We start from the raw sequence: 21,334 nt of genomic DNA on the forward strand, positions 1-21,334 counted from the left end.
ACAATGGTGCAATTTAATTTTGAATGGGTGTCAAAAAAAGCGAGCTCCGATTTCGGAAACTCGCTCTTTTTGTACAAATTAGTGTCAGCAAAATTTTTCTTTTTGGATAAATGACTAGCCTAGTCGCTCAATTGTTTCAGGATCGTAGATGCCAATGTCTGCGATCGTGATGCGGCCGGCATACAGTTGTCCTGACTTGGTCGTTAAACCAATTTTGTTATAACTCATGGTGATGGTTTCAATTGCTTGAATGGCAACGCCCATGGGTTGACCGGTATCGGCGTCAATACCACTTGGAATATCGATAGCTAAAATAGGCAAGTTAGTCTGGTTTAATTCTTGAACAGCCTCAGCTAACTGGCCCGCGATTGGTCGTGAGAGACCGACCCCAAATACTGCATCAACTACTGTGGTAAAAGTTGTAAGTTGATCTGGCTTCGTTTGTGTGACATGGATGCCATAACGTTTGGCAATTTCATATTGTTGCGTGAGTTGCTCAGAGGCATGATCCAAATTACCAATTAACCAGACCGTCACTGGAATGTGGCGCAGATGTAGTAATCTAGCTACTGCGATGCCATCACCGCCATTGTTGCCACTACCAGCGACGATCAACACATTAGTTAGCTCAAAGTTGATGCTGGTCGTTAGTCGCTGTGTGACAGCTAAGGCGGCGCGCTCCATTAAGACGGGTGAGGGAATTCCTAGGTGATTAATCGTGTAGTCATCAAATGTACGCGCCTGTTGGGCACTAATTGCCTTTTTAACGGTCATATTAGGATCTTCTTTCCATAAAATCAGTCAGCCTAGTGGTCGGCAAAGCGGTTAAACAAATCGGCGATGGTTGCATCGGCGGTGCGCAAAACGCTGTCATTGACTCCTGGACGGGGACTGGCAGTGGTGAACCAGTGTTTACCTTCAGTTGGGACTCCCCAGAAGTATAAGCCAGTGACCGCTTGGCCGTGTTGATCAAGCAATTCGTTGGTATGCATGTCAACATCGACAGCACCGGTTTCAAAGATGGTGCCATCTTCCATTGTTAGCTGTTGTGGCCGAGCTAGCTTCGCCCTAATGAGTTGTTTGATTAAGGGGTTTTGGCTGTGGCTAGCTGAAACGGCTGGTAGCCGTGCTTCTACTAGGCAGTCAGCCTGATAAGTCTGATCGGGGACGTTCTTTGACCATGTGACAAAACGTTGGCTGTTCTCGTCACCAGATACTAACATGCCCGGTCCCAGTAAGGTCACGACGCCTGCTTCCACCAAAGCTTGTAATTCCGCGATGCGACTTTCTGGCGGCCCTACTGATAGATAGGAGTTTTCGTTATCAAATTGGCCTAGAAATAGGTTACGGAAGTCTTCGGCACGGATCAATTCGTTGTCGACGACACGCCGAACCACGTCGCGCAGGTCGCGAAACATTTCTAAAGACGAAGTCAGTGGTCCGGTCTTAGTCCCGGCTAAGGCAGCCTCTACGTCGGCTTGTAGATAGTCAGCCATGATTTTTGAATCATCACTATGAGCTAGAAATTCTGCCGGATTCAGTAACTGATTCCAATTGAGGTAGTCACTTTCAATAATCGGTGACCGGAAGACAACGGCTGATGGTTGAGGCGCTGCAACGAATTCACGCAGAAATTCTTCAGCATCTACTTGTGGATACTTGAGCGCTAACAGACGTTTGTAATAGACGTACTCCGCCTCGTGATGGAATTGCTCGATGAAACGGGTCCCTGATAAGGAGCCGGCCTGATAGTGAGAAAACCATGGCGCTGTGAAGAAATGCGGTTGATCGAGTTCGCCATAACCTTTTTCATTACGCCCCTTAGCGCGCAATGGAAAACCACGGCGTGATCCGGCAATAATATGTGGTTCAATGCCAGAAGGTTGATAAACGAGCCGCTGATGTTCGTCTTGAGTGAAGTGGCCACCGCGGCCTTGCGTTAGCATGGTTACGGCGTCAAAGAAGCTCAATCCCAGTCCGCGTAAAATCACTGTTTGATCGGCTGCTACATGGTCGAACTGATACTCTTGTGGTTGGGTGGGGGCAATGTAGTTAAGGTTATGCTCGTCAGCAAAATTCATCAACCCAACTTGTTCTTCGGTTAAGTCATTTTCAAAGTGGCCGAGCGCCATGATAACTGCATCCGCTTGAAAACGATGGGTGCCAGTTTTGATTAAATAACGATCGGTCGCCTCAATACGACGCACTGATTGTGCTTGTTCTTTAAGGATTGTTAGCGTGATATTATCTGTGAGTCGCTGTTGCAAATACTCATAGAACCACAGTTGATAAGCGCCAAAAAAACTGCGTGATGAATAGCCATTATGGATTAATGCCGCCGCTTCATTAAGCAATTCTGCGCGATTGGGTAGGTCGTGATGAAATAAGAAACCTGGCGCCTGTTGATGGGCCCATTCAAATAAGTTGGGCCCTTTGGCAATCGGACCGTCCATTTTAACGGTCTCGTCAGTAAACAACGTAATGAAATCAGGATTCGTATTCATCACCAGTTCATGGGGTTGACCAACTTGCCAAACGCGGCCACCGACCCCGAACGGATCTACTAAGGTGATATTTAACTGATGATAGGTGTTTGTTTGGCGTTGCCATTCAATCAAACGCTCGGCGCTGATTAAGCCGCGGGGGCCTGCGCCAATAAGAACGATGTCCATGTGTCTTCCTCCCGTGATTAAAGTATGTCAGTAACTTTAGTATATTTCTTTGCGTGTTAATCCGCATCAGTTTGTGATTTGAATTTGTTGGCCGCAAATAAAGGCCAAAAAAACACCCATACCGATAGTGAAGTGGCATGGGTGCAATCGTATCTCGTAGAGTTTGTTATTCGTGAGCGCTGATTTCTTTTAGTTCATCAATAAACCATTGGTTAAAGGCAGCCGCATCAACGTCAACACAGACGCTAGCGTTAGTTTTACCATCATGGTAAGCGGCCCGAACGTCGGCAACCGTTTCGCCATTTGCGGGCCCTTCAGTAATGACATCAATCCAGTAATCTTTGGTCGTGTAAGCTTCTGGATGTAAGAGGTAGAAAATAGTGTTGGCATCGTGGACGGCAGTTCCAGCGTCGCTGTGATCAAAATCATGGCTGATGATTTCATGCAGCATGTGGCCGGCACGGCCCATTTTGTCGATGGTTTGTAGGGTTTCATCAGTGATTAAGGCTTTCATGGTCACGTCCAAGCCGACCATTACAATTGGAACGCCAGATTGATACATAATTTGAGCAGCGTGTGGATCAGTGAAAACGTTGAATTCAGCGGCGCTAGTCATGTTGCCGTGACCTAATGATCCACCCATAGCAATGATCCGTTCGATACGATCTTTGACTTCTGGATATTCGGTAAATAGTAAAGCGATATTGGTGTAAGAACCGGTTGGAACCAAAATGATCTTTTCATCGCTAGCCATAATCGCATCGTGTAATGCTTCAACGGCAGATTTTTCTAGCGCTTGGTCAGTTGGTTCTGGGAAATCATAGCCAGCCATCCCTGAGGCGCCGTGAATCCGAGCAGCATCTTCGAATTCCTTAATTAATGGCGCTTTAGCACCGCCCGCCACGGGAACGTGCTTGCCATAAAAGTTATCGATTGTCAGGGCATTTTTAGTGGTCTTATCCACAGTGACGTTGCCGGCTACAGCCGTGATTAGTTGCAGATCAATGTTGGCATCATTCAATGCCATCGTTAAGGCCGCTGCATCGTCAATTCCGGGATCGGTGTCCATAATTACTTTATAAGTCATGTTGATTCCTCCAGTATATTCTTCCGTGGCGTAACGCTCACAGTCGCTACCGACGGTTCACTATCATCATACTAAAAATGACAATGAAAAGAAAACGCTTTCGAATATTCTAGTGGTTTTCTTATCTACGGTCGTGTTTTAGTAGGCACCTCGAAATAAAAAGCGTGCATGCCATCTAGTGCTAGCCTAAACCACAACCCTTAGAGTGATGACTCGTATTCTGGTGTAAACGCGCTCACCAGACCTGAGTCCTGTGCACAACCAACAATCACAACCGGGCCAAATGCGCCCAATTGTGATTGTCCGTTGTTGCTCGGCCTCAAACCGGTTTGGCTCACGCTCTGGCTCTTTCGTCGAAGCCATGAAAACGTTATACTAAATGACAAGTATAACGAATACAGGGGGGCGTTAACGATCGAACGACTATTAGACATTAAACATGGATATAACTTTCGTGATCTAGGCGGGTACCAAACAACTGATGGTCACACAACTAAGTGGCAACGGACTGTGCGTTCAGCTGCCTTGAATCAACTGAATCGTGCAGATTTAGCCACACTGTCGGCGTACGGTGTGCATACCATTCTTGATTTCCGCACAAATCAAGAACTGTTGCGGGCACCAGATCGGGTTCCTGGTGGTGCCAAAGATTATCACAATCCAATTTTAGCCATTGATGATACACGAAGTTCTGCCACCCGCGAAGAACTTCGCGAGGACTTATCAGAACCTGGCTATGGGCACCGACAAATGATTCAAACCTATCATGAAATGATTGCCGATGATTTTTCGCAACAAGCTTATCGTAATTTCTTTGATTATTTAATTGCCAATCAAAAAGGGACACTATTGTTTCATTGCACAGCGGGGAAGGATCGGACGGGACTTGGTGCGATCATGTTCTTGGCGGCTTTAGGTGTTCCACAAACGACCGTTTTACAGGACTACTTGTTAACCAATGAAGTTTCTAAAGCTGTACTTGATGCAAATATGGATCGTTTGGATGGGGAAGGCGCATCGGCGGCAGTGAAAGACAATATTCGTGCTTTGTGGACGGTGCATGAAGATTATTTCACCGCGGCGATGGATGAAGTCAAGACACAGGCTGGCGATTTGCCACATTATTTGTCTGACAATTTGCAGTTATCTGATGAAAAGATAGCTGAATTGCGTCGATTATACCTGGCGTGAATTGAAGTATAGTACGGATCAATAACAAAGTGGTAAAAAGGTCCCAATTAAAAATCACCCATTCTCTGAATTGGAGACGGGTGATTTTTGCTTTTTGATCCAGTATTTGCCGATTGGCTACTATATTTCCATTGATTTGCGAACTAAGATTATCAATCAACGGTTACACAGAAACAACGGAAATATGTTCATTACGGTGCTGGTGATTTTGAATTTCGTCGACAAAGGCAATAGCATAATCTGCATAACTAATTTCACTGCGCCCATCAGCGTTGAAGCTTAGGAAATCAGCCCCTAATTGATATTTGCCTGTCTTGGGCGCGTTGAAGACGAAATTTTCTGCTGGAGAAATGTAAGTCCAATCGACGCCATCACTGGCCTGTAACCGTTTGAGTGCTTCACCCATATTGGTCGAAGTGTCCTTAAAAGCTTCCGGAAAGCCGGGCTCGTCAAAGAGCCGGTTGGTACGATGTTGGTTCGTGAATAGACTACCAGCACCACCGATAACCATTAACCGAATGCCAGTTTGTTTAGTAATATCAATTAAATGTTGTGTCACCAAGGGATAACGGTATCCCTCACCTCGTGGAGCACCGTAGGCACTGACGAGGACGTCAAGGTCTTCGATGTCATCTGTTATCAATGACATTACGTCCTTTTCTAAATAAGGGACAGGGGTACTTAAGCGATGATGATCGCGAACGATGGCCTCGACGTCAATGCCGCGGCTTTGCGCTTCAGCCATGATTAAAGCCCCAGCTTTACCAGTCGCGCCAATTACACCAATTTTCATATTTGTTTGGCTCCTTATGACAGATTTAAGTTCAATCTCAGTATAATGAACCTAGTCTTAAAAAGATAATGAGAGGTTTTTAAAATGGCCGATCCAAAATATGAATGGCGTAAAGTCGAGCGGAAAATTTATCCAACGATGAAACGACCAACGATTACAACGATTCCTGAACAAACGTTTATCACTTTAAGCGGCCAAGGCAACCCCAACAGTCCCGAGTTTGCCGCGCAAGTTGCGGCACTCTATGCGGTCAGTTACGCGATCAAGATGGCACCTAAAAAAGGATTATCATTTACCGGAGCTTTTGATTATACCGTTTATCCCTTAGAGGGACGATGGACATTACCGAATAAACCGACGGGGGAAATCATAGATAAAGATCAGTTGGTTTACCAAATTATGATTAAACAACCACATTTTGTGAATGAACAAGTCTTTCAAACAGCGCTGACTTTAGTTAAAAATAAAGTTGCTCCTGAAGTACTTGCACAAGTGCGTTTAGTCTCCGTTACGGAGGGATTAGTGGGAATGATTTTGCATGTCGGTTCATTTGATACGGAGCCGACAGATTTTGAACGCTTGGATTATTATTTACACGCAGAAGGCTATCAACGAATGCGTCCAGACCACAAGGAAATTTATTTATCTGACTTTCGCAGAGTGGCGGAAGCGAAGCGAAAAACAATTTTACGTGTGGCGATTGAACGAAGCGCTGACTAGCTCAACTGCCGGCCTTTCATAATTTTTCCTAGCCGCAGGGAAGTTAAGAGTGCTAGCACAATCATGATAAATGAGACGATGAAAGCAACTTTGAGACCATACAAGAAAACGTCTGGGTGTTTAGGCAAATAAGTGGTTACCCGATAGCCCAAGCGATGACTCATAGCCGCAAATAAGGTCGTGGTTGCAGCGGCGGTGCCAGCGACCATTCCTAAGTTTCGTGCCAATGAATTAACGCTGCCAGCAACACCCAATTCATTTTTGGCGACTACGGACATGACAATGTCGCCATTTGGTGATTGAAACAAGCCAGTGCCAATTGCCATGATCATAGTGATCAGGGCATAAAGCCAAATGGTGGTTGTGGCATTTAAAAACCACACATAACCGAGTTGAGATAGGGCGATTAATGCTAATCCGGTACTAGCAACACTTGCTTGGGAAAGCTTATCCGCCAAAAATCCACCGAACGGCCCAGCTAAGACTAAGATGATCGGGAAGATCATTAATAACAGACCAGCTTGACCAGGCGTAAAGTGTCGACTGTCTTCTAAGTAAAATGGCATCAACACAACGCTGAAGAAGTTTGACAAAAAGATAAAGACAGCCGCCGTCACTCCCAGTGTAAACGGACGATTTTTAAAGATGGTTAATGGCATCATGGGTGAGCCACTACGATTTTCCTGCCATAAGAAAATCAGCAAGCTGAAAAAGCCGATTAAAGCGCCGCTAATGGGTAGCGGTGCGGTATAACCTGCTTGTTGACCAATGAAAACTGCCCCGAATAAGCCGAGGATTGTCATCGTCCAGCTCAATAAACCGATCCAGTCAATGGCCCCGCCAGGCCGTGGCTCGTTTTTGGGTAAGACTAGCATCCCCACCCCGATTGCAAATAGACCGATCGGAACATTAATCCAGAAAATATCGTTCCAGGTACCATTAGCGAGAATTAATCCACCCAGAGCAGGACCGGCAACCGAACCCAATGCGACAAAGGTGCCAACAAAACCCATTGCTCGGCAGCGATGTGCGATGTCGAAGGTACTAGTCACGATCCCGTAAGTATTAGACAAAGTGAGCGCACCGCCAAATGCCTGTACTGCCCGGGCCAACAAGAGTAATGTGAAAGCATGACTTAGGCCAGCGAGAGCAGAGCCTAAGACGAATACACCGGTTCCAATTCGAAAAATACGGATCTTACCGTACATATCACCAAGGCGTCCGAAAAAAAGCAGTAACGCACACATCAAAATAAGATAAAGGGAGACAATCCATTCGACTTGGTTGACGGGAATTTGTAATTGTTTGCTCATAACTGGCATGGCGATATTGACGATGCTGGCGTCTAAATTGGACATGAAAGCAAAGATCCCCAATGCGACGAGCACCCACCAGTTGTTGGTGGCTGTGGGAGTTGATTGTGATTGCATCAAAACTACCTCCCTTTTATTTGCTGGCTGTATTGTAGACTTGTCAAGAAGGAGTTGTGAATCAAAAATGCTTGGTAAAACTTCCATGAAGTCACTCACTAAAAAAAGATCCTCTCTTGCGGCACTTAGCATCGCCATTGGCTTAACGGGGGGAATGATGTTGCTGCTGTGGGTGCTAAGAACGATTTTTAAACCGTTGATCCCATTGAATATCATGACTTTCAGTGTTGAAGTGGTCATGATTCTAGTAATGTTAGCGGTAAATCACTGGTGGCTAAGAGAATCGCTAAACTATCGCTTACAGACTGGGATTCAGTTCTGGTCGGTGATCTGGGTGGGAATGCTCATCGTTGTCATTAATGGCGGGACCTTTATCGCTTATCAGTGGATTAATCAAAATAGTGCGGCCCTGGTTTATGCCATCGTGGTCGCAGCTTTAGTCGGTTTTTTTGAAGAGACAATGTTTCGTGGTCTGATTCTGAAAATCCTGTTACGCAGTTTTGGCCTGAAACGAGTCAGATTAGCGGTTGGTGTGAGCAGCTTACTCTTCGCGTTAAGTCACGCTGGGCACTTTTTTGACCACCTAGGACAGACGCCCATCAACACGACCTTACAAATTGGTTATGCTTTTTGTCTGGGAGTGTACTTTTGTGCGGTGACGTTGCGTACTGGCACTTTATGGTGGACGATTGTCATCCATGCCGTTTTTGATGTACAAAGCTTTATGCTGACTTATCAGGGGAAAGATGCGTTGGCAACGGTCGTGACAGGGCAAACATTAACAGCAGAAATTATCGTCGATTTACTGATCTTTATTCCAATTATGATCATCGGATTTGTGCTATTGAAACCATTGAAACAGGCTGGAAACATATGAGTAACCTAGCAAGTTAAAAAAAGACAAAAAATACCCTGAATTTTGTTCGGGGTATTTTTTGTCTTTTTTTAACTTGCTAGGCCAACCTGATCTTGATGCTTAGCCGATTGTTATCAATTGGGCAATTACGGTCAGCTATGATTAGGATCAAAGTTGGCTTTGCTGTGAGTTTTTAGTCGCTATCTTGATGGTGATTTTAACGAATAATCATGACAGAAATAGGCGCATATTTGGCCATGTAAGCGGCTTGTGAACCAAAATATTTTCGGATTCCTTTTTTGGATAACGAACCAATGATTAGTAAATCAGCATCAGCCTGCGGAATAACATTTTCGACAATCGTTTCACCGGGATCTCCTTCGTCGACGATTACTTCGATATCTGCTACGCCACCTTCGCGAGCAGCTTTGACATAATCTTTCATATGCTCAACTAGTTCTGCACGTTCACCATGAATATAATCTTTGGTCAAGGCCTGATAAACATTCATTTCATCACTTTCGAGTATCGAGGTTAAAATTAACGTGGCTTGATCTTTAGCAGCGCGACGAACCGCATAATGAAAGGCCAGTTGAGCATCGGCTGAATCATCAACTCCGACAAGAATTCGTTTGAAAACTTTATCAATTGATTCTGATTCGGACATATTCATTTCCTCCTACTTATGCATCTCAATTTCCGGCGTTGTGTCAGCTGATTCTTTTGCAACCGTGGCTAAATGTTTTGCGTACGCTTTGTTACCACGATATAAGTCGATGATCATCCATGCGAGTAAAGCTAAGATCGCAACAATGGCAACATCGGCAATACCATCTGCTAAAGCAAGCTCGCTCTTAGAAGCGCCATTACCGAAGAAACCTTCAATCTGTGCTGGTAAGTTCATGATGTTGAGTCCAGTCAGTGCTAACACCGAAATCCAGCCAGCGGCCTTGGTATACCAGTGGTTCGTGAACCGTTTTCCCATTTCCGTTTTGCTATCAGTAAACATCAACAATGGCAACATAGAGAATGGCAGAGCAAAAGCTAGAAATACTTGTGAATTATTCATTAAATCATTGAGTGCCTCGTGTTGGTGAACTAGGCTTTGACCACTTGTTAAACCAACACAAATTAAGACAGGAATAACTGAAAGCAACCGGGTGATGAGTCGACGTAGCCACAGTGGCATTTGCATGTGGATGAAACCTTCCATGATAACTTGGCCAGTTAAGGTGCCAGTAATCGTGGAGTTTTGACCAGAAGCAAGTAGGGCAATCGCAAATAAGGTGGACAAGATACCTGTCCGAGCCACACCAGCTAAAACACCGTTACTCATGGTCGATGTGTCGGATAAAGCTTGATGTAGACCGAAGAAAGATGGATCCTTAACAGCGCCGCTTTTGAAAACAGCGACCCCCATGATCAACAACAACGCATTAACGAAGAAAGCGACTGTTAATTGAATATTAGAATCCCACATGGAGAACCGTACTGTTTGAGCTACTTGTTTTTCATCATTGTGGTCTAATTGACGTGTCTGCGAAATAGCAGAGTGCAGGTATAAATTATGTGGCATGACTGTCGCACCGATGATACCTAAGGAACCGGTCAGTGGGGTCATTCCGCCAACAGTCGGTGAGGTTGCAATGGTTTTGGCATTTGGCACTAAGCCAACGATGACTTGACTCCAATTAGGGTCTGATAGAGCAACTTCGTAAGCAAAGACCACGAAGATGACAACAATTAAGGCAACGACGATGGCTTCAATTTTACGAAAACCAATTTTGGTTAAAAGTAATAATAGCAAGACATCAAATACAGTAATAAAGACGGCGATGACAAGCGGGATCTTGAATAGCAGATAAAGGGCGATCGCTGCCCCAATAACTTCGGCGATATCAGTCGCCATAATGGCAAATTCTGTTAGAATCCACAGCACAATCCCCAAAGCTTTACTGGTTCGGGCCCGAATTGCTTGCGCTAAATCCATTTGCGTCACAATACCCAGTTTAGCCGCCATGGATTGTAAAAGCATGGCGATTAAACTTGATATCAAGATGATGGACATTAGCAAGTATTGAAAGTTTTGACCGCCAGTGATGGAAGTTGACCAGTTACCGGGATCCATGTAACCAACGGCGACTAACGCGCCAGGTCCAGAGTAGGCGAGCAAGGTTTTCCAAAATCCCTTGCCCTGTGGAACTTTCACAGTTCCATTAATTTCTTCTAAGGACGGCCCGTTCGCATAATGAATGAGCCGTTCTTTTTTTGGCTTTTTCTCGATTGTATCCAAAAGAATACCTCCCCTTTGTTTTCTCGGTACTGTCACATCATACAACTTTTTTAGGAGAAATCTACACAAAATTTAAAAGATTGTATATTATTTTTGAGGTAAGGCTAATTTTATTGAGATAATTATATAAATTAATTTTAAAACAACGCTGTCCAAAACTAAAAAACTTTGAAACTTCTTCTTTCCACGTCATGGTGTAAGGCGACATGAGAAATATTTGGCTCATTTGTGAGGGAGGTAATGATAATTAAACGCGTAACTAAGAATGAACTAATCAAACATGTCTCACAACATACTTATGTATCACAGGCGGTGGCACGGTGCGTGATCAATGAATTCATGGCAGTAATTATTGAGGAATTGGCGCGGAATCATCGCGTTGAGTTGCGCCGGTTCGGTACCTTTACACCGCGAACCAGTCAAGCACGGCTGATTAACACGACAACGGGTAAGTCTGTCAGGATTTCGGCGCGCAAGCTTGCCAAATTTCATGACGGTTCAGACATGCGGCGACGCTTGAACCAGGATCGGGATCGTTAGTTTGCTGATCATTTATAGCCATGATTGACTGATGCTTATCTCAGGTGTACTTGTTTCTTTGCCGCCGATGCCGGATCTTGAAGTCCCACTGTGACATCATTGCTTTTTGCCTAATAAAAAAGTTCTGACGAATACGTGTACACGTATCATCAGAACTAAACTTAGTTGAGTATTTTTGGATCAAATAGAAATTTTAGCCTATTATAAGCGTACCTCTTATCTATAATGGGCTAATGACAAAATAAGTGTTAGGCAAAGGAGCAAAATTAAATTGACACTCAGCAAAACGGCAATTAGATTAGGTTGAATTGACCAAACGTCAGCAAGACCGAGAAGAAGGTCGTTATTCGCGTCATCGTCGTGGTCATCAACGCTAAGTCTTACCACATAATGCGCTCGCCCACCTCAAGGGCAATTGTAGCGCCAGCGATGGCGGCTTGGTGATCTAAAGCACTGGGGGTGAAGAGACTGAGCATTGCGACAGTGCCAATCTTGTCACTGGCGATCGGGTCGGCAGTGGTTCCACCAATCAAGACCGTTTGAGGTGAACTGGTCCAACCGCCTTGTTCATAGAATGGAACCAGATCGGGCGCACAGGTAAAAATGGAGAAATCGGCATCATCATGTTGAATCAGGGCAAAAGCAGTCATAATTAGGGAGATACCGAAGCCCTTTCGTCGATATTTTGGTGCGACCATCACTTCTGATAAGCCACTGATTTGATAGCGATGATCAGCAATCACGACACTAGTTGATGGGATTTTTAAGGAGCCGACTAATTGACCGTCGTCATCTTTCATCGTCAAAACCAACATCTGCTCATAGTATGAGCGAAGTTGTTGCACTTGTTTGGGATCATCAACAATTCCGGGCCAATAGTGATCGCTCAATTGAGCAATTGCATGTTGATCGGACTCTGAAAGCGCGAAATAGTGTGAGGTTTCTGTCTTCATAAAATTCCTTTTTGGTTGATTCGTGAAGGGTTAATGGAGGTTAACATGGGAGATCTAACACGGTTTCAATGGTATCAAGCACGCCATCATCGTCATTGGTCTTTTGAGTCACTTGATTGGCAGCAGCTTTAATTCTGGACGCTGCATTTAGCATGGCATAACTGTGACCGACATGGCGTAGCATGGCAATATCATTATCATTGTCGCCAAACGCCATAACTTGATCTGGAGAAATTTGCCAATAACGTTCGAGCACTGCTAAACCGACTTGTTTGTTAACGTGGCTGGGAATAATATCTAAGCCGCCAAAGCCACTGGCAGTTGCGGTTAATGATGTCGGTAGTTGGCGATTTAGCCAAGCGGCACGTTGATCGGCTAAATTATCAGGCCAAACAAGGTCTAATTTCAATACGTCATCTTGGACTGCAAGTAGGTTGGTGACTAATTGTAAATCCGTGTAAAAGTAATTGGCCGAGGCCAGTAGCTCATCAGTTACCGGCTTTTGTAAATAGGCACCATGGAGACCAGAAATAACGATAGCGCCACCTTGCAGCAGGGGTGATTGATGAATTAGGGACAAACTTTTGTTCAATAGGCTTGGCGAAATCGTCTCGCTGAATAGGGTTTGTTGATTACTAACCACCAGGCCACCATTTTCAGCTAAGAAATCGATCCCGTCAAAATTAGTAAAAATATCCGTGAGGTGCCGAAGCTGATTGCCGCTCGCAATTACAAAATGGATGTGTCGGGCTGAGAGTTGGCGTAAAATTCGGGCGAAACGGTCGTGGTCAAATTGATGATCTGTCCGAATAAAAGTGCCGTCAATATCAGTAGCAATCATTTTGATTGGCATGGCGAGCACTCCTTTGTTAAGTGATAACAAGAGCGTATCATGTTTAACTCAAGGACTCAATTTGCTTTCTCGAAAAAAATGATTGAAATCATGGTCCGCGACTACGAGAGCCCACTAAAACAGCCTCATTTTCCTGAAAATTGGAAAATGAGGCTGTTTTAGGCGCTCACATGGCGCATTTTTAATGGAAAACGTCAGGCTTATGATCGACGTACAGTGCCGTCACAATCGTCAATAGGGCAATAATCAATAAAACGCCCATTAATAAATTCCAGCCACCAAGTAAGACATGCAATGTGCCAAAAGCAATGGGGCCAATCGCCGCAATGAGATAACCGAAAGATTGAGCCATTCCGGACAGATCAGCTGTCTCTTGTGGCGTGCGCGTTTTAAGATTGAATAACGTCATGGCCAAAGCAAATGAGGCGGTTGTGGCCGATCCTAAGATAATACTTAGAATTGCAAAGTACCAGACAGCGTGAAGGGGGAGTAACAGGCCGCCAATACCCAAAACGAAACCAAAGCCGATCGTGAGTAACAGGTTACGCAAGCTGCTAGCCTTTGCTGAAATGACGGGTACAGCATAAGCGGCAGGTAATGAGGCGATTTGATATAGCCCTAACAGTAGACTGGCCGTATTAGCAGATATACCTCGGTCGACCATCAAGGTTGGTAACCAGGTGATTAAAGTGTAGAACACAAATGACTGCAACCCCATAAAGAGTGTCATGACCCAAGCGGTTGGTTGGCGCCAAACTGAGCCTCGCGAGGTCGTTGTCTTTGATACCGTAGTCGCGTTAGCACGATGGTTATAGCGTAAATTCGGCAGCCAAGTGACAATGTTTACTAAAGCAACTAATGTGAAAATTTGAATAGTTAATTGCCAGCCAATTTTCCCGGCCAGTGGAGCAGAAATTCCGGCTGAAATTGCCGAGAAAAAGGTCATCGAAAATGAGTAAAGGCTGGTCATTTCGCCAATTTTTTGCGGATAGTTTTCAGCCACTAAAGCTGGTAATAAAACATTTAAAAAAGCAATGCCTACGCCGACGAGTAGTGTACCAATGATTAAGGCGGTGGCAGAATACACCCGCATCCAGTTGCCAACTGCTAGAATGATTAGCGCGATTAGTAAGGCAAATTCAGTGCCGATCTTGGCCGAAATTCGAGGTGCAATTGGCGACAATACCGCAAAACACAGTAGTGGGATGGTGGTTAAACTGCCGGCAACACCGCTGGATAGATGTAAGGTCCGAGATATTGGCGCCAGAATTGGCGGAATGACCGTAATCACCATCCGCAAACTAGACCCGAGTAAAATTATCCCGAGCATCAGCCAGCTGCTATGTTTAACTGCTTGTTTCATCTTGTCAGACATCAATAAACCTCCATATTAGACGGAGAAATTTTGTTTGAGTTATTTTATGAGCAACAGGTGCTCATGGCCGAACAATGCGACCAATATAGTTTACTCGCGTGACCGACATTGAGCAACAAATTTTCGGAACTGACAAGGTGCCTCATATTTTTGGCGACTGTAAACTATATTGGAAAGATTTACTCTGGCACGGGTCTCCGTTTCCAATTGACTAAAAGTTGATGCACCCTCTGCATAGTGTTAGTGAGTCAGTAGACAGGAGGCCGTAAATGGCGTAGGCTGCATTCAATACTAAAAATGAGGTGACAAGTCGTGTTGGCATTTACGCTCGGATTAGTTGGTGTGGTTGGTCTGGAACATCTGTTCATTATGTGGTTAGAAATGTTTCAGTCAACTGGTCGAATTGCCCAACAAACGTTCGGTGGGGACCAAAGCTTTTTGGAGCAGCTGCAGGTTAAAGCATTGTTCAAGAATTTAGGCCTATACAACGGTTTTATTGGCGTCGGCATTTTGTGGTCGTTATTTGCGTTACCCACATTAGAGATGCGAGCTGTCTTAATTTTATTCATGGGGTTCGTTGTGTTGGCGGCGATCGTCGGTGCAGTTACGATCAGTCGGCGGATCTTTGTCGTTCAGGGCTTACCAGCACTACTCGCGGTGCTTTGTGTGCTCCTCTTTGTCTAAACTGTTTTGAAAAGTGACGCAAATTAGCGGGGGTTTAATGCCTAACAAGCTAGCGTTGCAATGTAAGATTGAAATTGATGAATCATGACAGAATAAAACCAGCATCTGATAGCGGATGCTGGTTTTTGGTGTAAACGTAATTAATTGCTGGAGGAGTCATTTCGTCGTGGTATTAGCTGGCGTGTGTGTGAAATGATGTTTGAGTTGTTTGACAAAATGGCGGTCTGACCAACCCTGAACCCAACCTTGCGTTAAAAATGCCCAGACAGTGCCAAAATTAACGGCCCATAAGGTATGGTGATTGGCGAAGAAGCAACAGATCATAATGATGACAGGCGGAAGATAACTGAGCATTTGAGACGCCGTGGCCAATCCATGCAGGTAGCGAAAACGAATGATATAGGATAAATCATCATTCGGATGCATGATCAAGTTGGCTCGCTGATAAAGTGAAACGGCGGCGCCGACACCAAACAGACCGATCATGTTGACAATAATCAAGACGGTTAACTGAACCGGATGGCTTAGATCCCCATGTAAGTATTTAATGCCCACAATGTTTGACCAAAAGGGAACGATGAATTGAATGAGGTAACTAAAGGGCACGACAAATAAAATATTTCGCAAGAGTCGCTGCCAATCGAAACGACCAATCAAAAGAAGATCTAAAAATGCGACGAGGATACCATAGATGGTTAGGACGAGTCCAAGGGCTTGGCTGGCGATAGCTGGACTCGTTGAATGGGTTACCCAATGAGCCAAGTTGACAGCCGACGCGGTCCAAACGGCGCTACCCATATTCGTGGTGATTGTTAGCGCGTTAAAAGTTGCGTTTAGAAGAATCGAAATTACGAGCCATAAAAGACGTTGTTCAGTATCCTGACGATTTTGCACAAGTAGCCTCTTTTCCTTCAGTGTTCTTTTCAGTATAGCTGAAAATGATTAAGAAATTGTCAGATTAGCAGTAAATCCTCGACGGGAACGTTCAAATCAGGAATAATGATGGTACGAATTTACCGAGAAGAACCTCGGTACAGCAGTTGCCCCTATCTGCCATCCAATTGAAAGGTGACACTAATGGAACAACAGTTAATCGATTTTATGAACCAATTTGGTTATATCGGCATTGTTTTATTGATTGCTTTGGAAAACGTCTTTCCGCCGATTCCCTCTGAAGTTATTTTGACCTTTGCTGGATTTATGACCTTAGCCGCCGATCTCACCATTACGGGGAGCGTTATCGCAGCCACGAGTGGTGCAGTTATCGGTGCAGGATTGCTGTATGGAATTGGTCGCTGGCTAAATGTAACGCGCTTAGAACGATTAATTAATAGTCGTCTAGGTCGAAGTTTACGCTTAAAACAGACAGATATTGAAAAAGCGCAGCAACTATTTAATCGTCACGGCCGCAAGACAATCTTCTTTGGTCGCTTCATTCCGGTGGTGCGAAGTTTAATCTCAATTCCAGCCGGGATGACCAAGATGCCATGGCAACCATTTGTTTTATTAACAACCTTAGGAACGATGATTTGGAATATTGTTTTAATCGGACTCGGTCGTTTAGCTGGTCGAGCTTGGAGTCAGGTCTCTGGTGTTGTTGATACGTTTTCAACAATCGTCGCGGTGGGCCTCGCTGGTTTATTTATCATTGGCGCCCTTTGGTATTATGTCAAGCGCATTCGACCAGCGCGGGTAGAATGAGTCAAAACCGTTGTACCCTGGCATCACCTGGCGCTAATCACCTTTTATTTCTGGCTTAACAAGTCTTATAAAGAAGTCTATGATGAGCTTAGGTTAAATTTGGGAGGCAACGGTGATGGAAGAACGCAAGTTAATTACGGAAATTTTGAATACCGAGGATGTGGCTTATACGATTTCTGCTCCTCACGATGGTAAGATCACGTTGTTAATTAATCAGCTAAAAAACGACAAGCGGCCGTTAGCAACGGTTGAAACAGAAATTGTTCACGAGCTTGACCGCGCAGAATTAACTTATGTTGAACATCTGAATCCAGATCCGCAAACAGCTATGCAGTTAGATATCAACGTTAAATAGCGATTGTGAGATCGCCGAATTAAAAGATCGAGTCAAAAACTGAACCGTTAATTTCTAATTTATAGAAATTTAGCGGTTCGGTTTTTTCGATTTGTCGAGCTACACAAGCCTGATGTCTGTGCCTAGCCCGGCCTTCTTAATTGGCAAAAAGCGCCAACCAGTCAATCCCAGCTAGTGCTCAACATCACCCCCCCGGCTTGTTTCGCTCTGAGTTCGCTTTTAAATGTCTTTTGATTGACGCTGCTGATTCAATGAATTTGATATTACTCGACGACTGTTTAGTAGCCAACCTAAAAGACCCAGCGCAATCAGGATCAAGCAAAAGGCGATTAGGTAGCTAAAATGCATACCGAAGACAAACCACTGCGGGTGTTGTTGTGGATAACTGGTTAATCGATAGCCAGCTTTAAGGCTGATGCCGACGTAGAGCAGTGATGTGGATAAAGATAGGCCAATGGTCATCCCTAGATTGCGACCAAGAGCGGCGATTGCACCTGCAATCCCTTGAAATTGCGGGCCAGCATTTCCCATAATCATGGGATTGTTTTGGAAGGCGCCGTTAGCGATTCCGAAACCGGCCAGCGCCACAATTAACCAAACGATGGACCAGTTTGGTTGGACGAAGATGAAAATTAGTCCCGGAATAATAAATAAAAATAACGCGTAAAAGGAGACGCGTTCGGCGCCAATATGATCAGCAATGATGCCACCGGTTGGGGCACTAATGATGTTTAACAATGGTACTGTCATTAGGATTAAACCTGCACTAGCTGCCGATAAAGTAAGGGTCTCTTGTAAGTAAAATGGCATCAGAACATTGTTGAAATAACCAACCATGTAGACTAACATCGCCGAAATAATGCCCAACGAGAAACCTCGATTAGCAAAGATTTTTAAGTCGATTAAAGGATCAGACACGTGATGTTCAATGCCAATAAAAGCAGCGAGTAAGATGCCAGCAACGATAAACAGTGAGAGGACGCCAGTTTGATGAAAGCCAACGGCCTGACCCCAGAAAATGGCGACGAAAAAGGTGATCATCATTGGCGCGAATGTGCTATACCCCCACCAGTCTACGTGGACATGTGCTAATTTCAACGGTGACTTAGGAAAGATCCGATTGCCGAACCAAAAGGCGATCAGACCAATTGGTAAATTAACAAAGAAAATCCAGTGCCAGTTTACCAATGAAATAATTAATCCACCAAGACCTGGTCCGGCTAAATTACCCACTTGCACAAAGGCGCTGTTGATCCCCAATGCGCGACCATGTTGATCAACTGAAAAAATCTGGGTGATAATGCCAAAATTGGTTGCCATCACCATGGCAGATCCCAGCGCTTGGACAGCTCGGGCGGCTAACAGCAGCGGTAAGCTTTGGCTTAATCCGCAGCCCAATGAACCTACTAAGAAAATGAGCGTTCCCACTTGAAAGACGGGAATCCGGCCAATTTGATCGGAAAGCTTTCCGAAAAAAATCAGTAAAGTACAGATGAGGACTAAATAAACTGAGACGACCCATTCAGCTTCATTCATAGGAACCTTTAAGTCCCGACTAATATGGGGGATGGCGATATTGACGATACTAGCATCGATTGTCGACATAAAGGACACTGATGAGGTGGCTAGCAGTAGTAGCCACCGGGAACGTTGCTGCATAAACTAATCTCCGTAAAAATACTTGAACGACGAAAAAATTATTGATCAATATGGCCGGCATCCTCATGACGGCCCAGAACAATCTGACGAATATTTTGTGACCGGCTCGCTAAACGGAATGTATAGGTAGCACTGATAATGCCAGTTAATGACCAAAGATACCAGGCCGTTTGCCCTTGACCAGCGAAGCGAAAGACACTCATGATATCTGCCAATATCTCTGCTTTGGCCTGTGCAAAGATCTCGCGTTCACTCAGTAGATGATGGTTAGCGAGAATTTGTAAACCAAATTGTACCAATAAGGCAATCAGCCAGCCGATGAGATAGTGTTGGCCACCACGCACTTTGACCACTTTTCGATAAATAGGCTGTTCTACCCCTTGGTCGTCTTTAAAATAAGCCCGTGGTTGATTCACCAACCTAATTTGGGCGTAGCGAGCTTGGTACCAGCCAAGACCAACACCGACGATCAAAATAGCTAATAAACTGAGGAAAGCGAGTGGGCGCCATGTGAAGGTGGTTAAAAAATTGATCAAACAAAAGATTGGAATGATCACATAGCTTAGGCGACCGACCGTGTTATATTCAAATTGATCAAAAATGAAATAGACAAAAACCGCTAAGGAAAGCAGTAACGATGTAGACATGATCGGACACTCCTTCGCGTAAGTTCAAAAATAGTTAGTCCCGATTAACGCCGGGACAATTTAACGACTGCTTCGACACGCGCTGTTTGAGGAAACATATCAATGGATTGAATGTAGTCGACTTGATAGGTGGTCGCCAATGCAACAAGATCTTTGGCTAGCGTCGATGGATTGCATGAGATGTAAACAAATTTTGGGGGTTGAACTTGCAGGATGGTGTCAATCATTGTCTCAGCCAGACCGGCACGTGGTGGATCCACGACCAGCGCGTCAGGACGCCAACCTTGACTAACCCATTGCGGCAATAAGTCTTCGGCAGTTCCAGTAAAGTAGGTTGCATTCTCAATATGATTTAACTGTGCGTTGCGATTGGCGTCGTCGACGGACTCACTAACGGTATCCATACCGCGAATCTCGCCAACCTGTTCGGCTAAGCTTAACCCAATTGTGCCTACCCCAGAGTAAGCGTCGACCAAGCGCTGTGCATGAGTTAAATCAAGTGCTTTAATGGCTTCTTGATATAAGCGCGTGGTTTGATCAGGGTTCAACTGTAAGAAGGCTCGAGGTGATAGTTCAAATTGTTTGTCAAGCAAAGTTTCAGTGATGTAGTCTTGGCCAGCTAATTTACGCGTTTCATCACCCCAAACGAGAGATGTTTTGCCCGGGTTAATGTTTTGCATGACAGAAACAACTTGCGGCAAGCGATCATGAATTAATTCCAGTAATTGTCGTTTTTTAGGTAGTTTAGGTGTGTTTGTGACCAACGTTACTTGGACTTCGCCGGTCGCCTGAGAAGAACGAGCAATTAGGGTTTTAATGATGCCCGAACTTTGTTCCTCATTATAAATAGGTAAATCAAGCTCTTCTAGAATGGTGACGAGGCCACGAATCACAGTCAACGTTGCCTTATTTTGTGTACTAGCTTCAGGTAAATCCACTAAATCATGGGTACCCTCTTTGTATAAGCCTGCCTCTACATGGTCCCCCGGTTTTCGTACTTGGAACTGCGCTTTGTTGCGGTAGTGATAGGGATTGCTCATGCCAATCGTTGGACGCAGCTCATAATTTTTCCAACCGCGAGGGCGATATTTTTCCAAGGCTTGGACAATAACGTCACGTTTAAAGACGAGTTGTTGATCATAGGACAAATGTTCAAGCTCAAAGCCACCAACTTCACCTGCCAGTTCATCGACTGGGGTTACGCGATGGGGACTTGAGGTTCTAATTTGACGAACTTTGGCTTTTAAGAAATGGCTTGAAACCTGGGTTACCTCGACGACAACCACTTCATCAGGGAGTGCTCCTGGGACAAAGGTAATCTTATGCTTGTAGTATCCAATGCCTTCACCGTTAATGCCCAAACGCTTGATGGTGAGTGGAAATCGTTGCCCAACCGTCACTGACACAGGGGTTGCTGGGGTTGGACGATGTGGTGACTGTGATGTTGGACGGAAGTTAGTCATTCTATTATTGTTCATTCTTTTCTCCGGATAGCTTGGAACAGGGATAAATTAATCTTCACAAT

General features: G+C 44.7%; 21 protein-coding genes. 7 read left to right on the top strand and 14 right to left on the bottom strand.

The features are described 5' to 3' along the window. Nucleotides 1–114: 114 nt before the first annotated feature. The 3 genes from ACYQ0Y_RS07820 to rihC form a co-directional block, all read right to left on the bottom strand. Complete coding sequence (locus ACYQ0Y_RS07820) at nt 115–774, bottom strand: NAD(P)H-hydrate epimerase (protein WP_407883043.1); 660 nt, start codon at nt 772–774, stop codon at nt 115–117. A 32-nt stretch (nt 775–806) separates the two neighbouring features. Next, nucleotides 807–2,672 (bottom strand): FAD/NAD(P)-binding protein, encoded by a 1,866-nt coding sequence (locus tag ACYQ0Y_RS07825; RefSeq protein ID WP_407883045.1) that lies wholly within the window; start codon nt 2,670–2,672, stop codon nt 807–809. Between the two features lie 166 nt (nt 2,673–2,838). Next, on the bottom strand, nt 2,839–3,759 hold the full coding sequence (rihC, locus tag ACYQ0Y_RS07830) for a ribonucleoside hydrolase RihC (protein ID WP_407883047.1): 921 nt from the start codon (nt 3,757–3,759) through the stop codon (nt 2,839–2,841). Between the two features lie 309 nt (nt 3,760–4,068). On the opposite strand from rihC, the gene ACYQ0Y_RS07835 reads away from it, so the two are divergent. Continuing rightward, the gene (locus tag ACYQ0Y_RS07835) at nt 4,069–4,950 is read left to right on the top strand and encodes a tyrosine-protein phosphatase (protein ID WP_407883048.1); all 882 of its coding nucleotides are present in this window, start codon (nt 4,069–4,071) and stop codon (nt 4,948–4,950) included. 163 nt (nt 4,951–5,113) lie between these two features. Here the strand turns inward: ACYQ0Y_RS07835 and ACYQ0Y_RS07840 are convergent, their stop codons facing one another. Then, complete coding sequence (locus ACYQ0Y_RS07840; RefSeq protein WP_407883050.1) at nt 5,114–5,743, bottom strand: NAD(P)-dependent oxidoreductase; 630 nt, start codon at nt 5,741–5,743, stop codon at nt 5,114–5,116. An 84-nt stretch (nt 5,744–5,827) separates the two neighbouring features. On the opposite strand from ACYQ0Y_RS07840, the gene ACYQ0Y_RS07845 reads away from it, so the two are divergent. Next, entirely contained in the window at nt 5,828–6,463 is a 636-nt protein-coding gene (locus ACYQ0Y_RS07845; protein ID WP_407883052.1) for a GyrI-like domain-containing protein, read from the top strand. Here ACYQ0Y_RS07845 and ACYQ0Y_RS07850 read toward each other — a convergent pair. Then, nucleotides 6,460–7,893 carry an MFS transporter gene (locus ACYQ0Y_RS07850; RefSeq protein ID WP_407883054.1) on the bottom strand — a complete coding sequence of 478 codons (1,434 nt, stop codon included), beginning with the start codon at nt 7,891–7,893 and terminating at the stop codon, nt 6,460–6,462. The genes ACYQ0Y_RS07845 and ACYQ0Y_RS07850 overlap by 4 nt on opposite strands. A gap of 67 nt (nt 7,894–7,960) precedes the next feature. Between ACYQ0Y_RS07850 and ACYQ0Y_RS07855 the strand changes: the two genes are divergently transcribed. Further along, on the top strand, nt 7,961–8,770 hold the full coding sequence (locus ACYQ0Y_RS07855) for a CPBP family intramembrane glutamic endopeptidase (RefSeq protein WP_407883056.1): 810 nt from the start codon (nt 7,961–7,963) through the stop codon (nt 8,768–8,770). Nucleotides 8,771–8,966: 196 nt separating this feature from the next. Here ACYQ0Y_RS07855 and ACYQ0Y_RS07860 read toward each other — a convergent pair whose 3' ends face one another. Together ACYQ0Y_RS07860 and ACYQ0Y_RS07865 are read right to left on the bottom strand one after the other, a co-directional pair. Continuing rightward, entirely contained in the window at nt 8,967–9,416 is a 450-nt protein-coding gene (locus ACYQ0Y_RS07860; RefSeq protein WP_407883058.1) for a universal stress protein, read from the bottom strand. Between the two features lie 12 nt (nt 9,417–9,428). Then, nucleotides 9,429–11,042 (bottom strand): Nramp family divalent metal transporter, encoded by a 1,614-nt coding sequence (locus ACYQ0Y_RS07865; RefSeq protein ID WP_407883060.1) that lies wholly within the window; start codon nt 11,040–11,042, stop codon nt 9,429–9,431. Between the two features lie 240 nt (nt 11,043–11,282). On the opposite strand from ACYQ0Y_RS07865, the gene ACYQ0Y_RS07870 reads away from it, so the two are divergent. Then, nucleotides 11,283–11,582, top strand: coding sequence for an HU family DNA-binding protein (locus ACYQ0Y_RS07870; RefSeq protein ID WP_407883061.1), 300 nt, complete (start codon nt 11,283–11,285; stop codon nt 11,580–11,582). A 380-nt stretch (nt 11,583–11,962) separates the two neighbouring features. Here ACYQ0Y_RS07870 and ACYQ0Y_RS07875 read toward each other — a convergent pair whose 3' ends face one another. The 3 genes from ACYQ0Y_RS07875 to ACYQ0Y_RS07885 form a co-directional block, all read right to left on the bottom strand. Beyond that, nucleotides 11,963–12,535 carry a GNAT family N-acetyltransferase gene (locus ACYQ0Y_RS07875; protein WP_407883063.1) on the bottom strand — a complete coding sequence of 191 codons (573 nt, stop codon included), beginning with the start codon at nt 12,533–12,535 and terminating at the stop codon, nt 11,963–11,965. 40 nt (nt 12,536–12,575) lie between these two features. After that, nucleotides 12,576–13,388 (bottom strand): Cof-type HAD-IIB family hydrolase, encoded by an 813-nt coding sequence (locus tag ACYQ0Y_RS07880; RefSeq protein ID WP_407883065.1) that lies wholly within the window; start codon nt 13,386–13,388, stop codon nt 12,576–12,578. Nucleotides 13,389–13,569: 181 nt separating this feature from the next. Next, nucleotides 13,570–14,763 (bottom strand): CynX/NimT family MFS transporter, encoded by a 1,194-nt coding sequence (locus tag ACYQ0Y_RS07885; protein ID WP_407883067.1) that lies wholly within the window; start codon nt 14,761–14,763, stop codon nt 13,570–13,572. A gap of 312 nt (nt 14,764–15,075) precedes the next feature. Here ACYQ0Y_RS07885 and ACYQ0Y_RS07890 point away from each other — a divergent pair, with 312 nt between their 5' ends. Next, nucleotides 15,076–15,447: a DUF1304 domain-containing protein gene (locus ACYQ0Y_RS07890; RefSeq protein WP_407883069.1), complete on the top strand. Its 372-nt coding sequence runs from the start codon at nt 15,076–15,078 to the stop codon at nt 15,445–15,447. Nucleotides 15,448–15,603: 156 nt separating this feature from the next. Here the strand turns inward: ACYQ0Y_RS07890 and ACYQ0Y_RS07895 are convergent, their stop codons facing one another. Beyond that, nucleotides 15,604–16,341: a DUF6198 family protein gene (locus ACYQ0Y_RS07895; protein ID WP_407883071.1), complete on the bottom strand. Its 738-nt coding sequence runs from the start codon at nt 16,339–16,341 to the stop codon at nt 15,604–15,606. Nucleotides 16,342–16,524: 183 nt separating this feature from the next. On the opposite strand from ACYQ0Y_RS07895, the gene ACYQ0Y_RS07900 reads away from it, so the two are divergent. Together ACYQ0Y_RS07900 and ACYQ0Y_RS07905 are read left to right on the top strand one after the other, a co-directional pair. Next, nucleotides 16,525–17,148 (top strand): DedA family protein, encoded by a 624-nt coding sequence (locus tag ACYQ0Y_RS07900; protein ID WP_407883073.1) that lies wholly within the window; start codon nt 16,525–16,527, stop codon nt 17,146–17,148. 115 nt (nt 17,149–17,263) lie between these two features. Then, the gene (locus tag ACYQ0Y_RS07905) at nt 17,264–17,503 is read left to right on the top strand and encodes a hypothetical protein (protein WP_407883075.1); all 240 of its coding nucleotides are present in this window, start codon (nt 17,264–17,266) and stop codon (nt 17,501–17,503) included. Nucleotides 17,504–17,722: 219 nt separating this feature from the next. Here the strand turns inward: ACYQ0Y_RS07905 and ACYQ0Y_RS07910 are convergent, their stop codons facing one another. From ACYQ0Y_RS07910 to rlmD, 3 genes are read right to left on the bottom strand one after another with little or no spacing between them, the layout of a single operon-like run. Next, nucleotides 17,723–19,162, bottom strand: coding sequence for an MFS transporter (locus tag ACYQ0Y_RS07910; protein WP_407883077.1), 1,440 nt, complete (start codon nt 19,160–19,162; stop codon nt 17,723–17,725). A gap of 38 nt (nt 19,163–19,200) precedes the next feature. Beyond that, nucleotides 19,201–19,809: a hypothetical protein gene (locus ACYQ0Y_RS07915; protein ID WP_407883079.1), complete on the bottom strand. Its 609-nt coding sequence runs from the start codon at nt 19,807–19,809 to the stop codon at nt 19,201–19,203. A 44-nt stretch (nt 19,810–19,853) separates the two neighbouring features. Continuing rightward, nucleotides 19,854–21,287 carry a 23S rRNA (uracil(1939)-C(5))-methyltransferase RlmD gene (gene rlmD, locus ACYQ0Y_RS07920; RefSeq protein ID WP_407883081.1) on the bottom strand — a complete coding sequence of 478 codons (1,434 nt, stop codon included), beginning with the start codon at nt 21,285–21,287 and terminating at the stop codon, nt 19,854–19,856. Nucleotides 21,288–21,334 lie beyond the last annotated feature (47 nt).

Source organism: Furfurilactobacillus curtus (assembly GCF_054657915.1).

Bases quoted from the DNA above. Each gene is read 5' to 3' on its own strand.
- ACYQ0Y_RS07885 (WP_407883067.1), bottom strand. From the start codon at position 14,763: ATGTCTGACAAGATGAAACAAGCAGTTAAACATAGCAGCTGGCTGATG.
- rihC (WP_407883047.1), bottom strand. From the start codon at position 3,759: ATGACTTATAAAGTAATTATGGACACCGATCCCGGAATTGACGATGCA.
- ACYQ0Y_RS07825 (WP_407883045.1), bottom strand. From the start codon at position 2,672: ATGGACATCGTTCTTATTGGCGCAGGCCCCCGCGGCTTAATCAGCGCC.
- ACYQ0Y_RS07880 (WP_407883065.1), bottom strand. From the start codon at position 13,388: ATGCCAATCAAAATGATTGCTACTGATATTGACGGCACTTTTATTCGG.
- ACYQ0Y_RS07915 (WP_407883079.1), bottom strand. From the start codon at position 19,809: ATGTCTACATCGTTACTGCTTTCCTTAGCGGTTTTTGTCTATTTCATT.
- ACYQ0Y_RS07870 (WP_407883061.1), top strand. From the start codon at position 11,283: ATGATAATTAAACGCGTAACTAAGAATGAACTAATCAAACATGTCTCA.
- ACYQ0Y_RS07900 (WP_407883073.1), top strand. From the start codon at position 16,525: ATGGAACAACAGTTAATCGATTTTATGAACCAATTTGGTTATATCGGC.
- ACYQ0Y_RS07850 (WP_407883054.1), bottom strand. From the start codon at position 7,893: ATGCAATCACAATCAACTCCCACAGCCACCAACAACTGGTGGGTGCTC.
- ACYQ0Y_RS07875 (WP_407883063.1), bottom strand. From the start codon at position 12,535: ATGAAGACAGAAACCTCACACTATTTCGCGCTTTCAGAGTCCGATCAA.
- ACYQ0Y_RS07845 (WP_407883052.1), top strand. From the start codon at position 5,828: ATGGCCGATCCAAAATATGAATGGCGTAAAGTCGAGCGGAAAATTTAT.
- ACYQ0Y_RS07855 (WP_407883056.1), top strand. From the start codon at position 7,961: ATGCTTGGTAAAACTTCCATGAAGTCACTCACTAAAAAAAGATCCTCT.
- ACYQ0Y_RS07820 (WP_407883043.1), bottom strand. From the start codon at position 774: ATGACCGTTAAAAAGGCAATTAGTGCCCAACAGGCGCGTACATTTGAT.
- ACYQ0Y_RS07910 (WP_407883077.1), bottom strand. From the start codon at position 19,162: ATGCAGCAACGTTCCCGGTGGCTACTACTGCTAGCCACCTCATCAGTG.
- ACYQ0Y_RS07905 (WP_407883075.1), top strand. From the start codon at position 17,264: ATGGAAGAACGCAAGTTAATTACGGAAATTTTGAATACCGAGGATGTG.
- rlmD (WP_407883081.1), bottom strand. From the start codon at position 21,287: ATGAACAATAATAGAATGACTAACTTCCGTCCAACATCACAGTCACCA.
- ACYQ0Y_RS07860 (WP_407883058.1), bottom strand. From the start codon at position 9,416: ATGTCCGAATCAGAATCAATTGATAAAGTTTTCAAACGAATTCTTGTC.
- ACYQ0Y_RS07840 (WP_407883050.1), bottom strand. From the start codon at position 5,743: ATGAAAATTGGTGTAATTGGCGCGACTGGTAAAGCTGGGGCTTTAATC.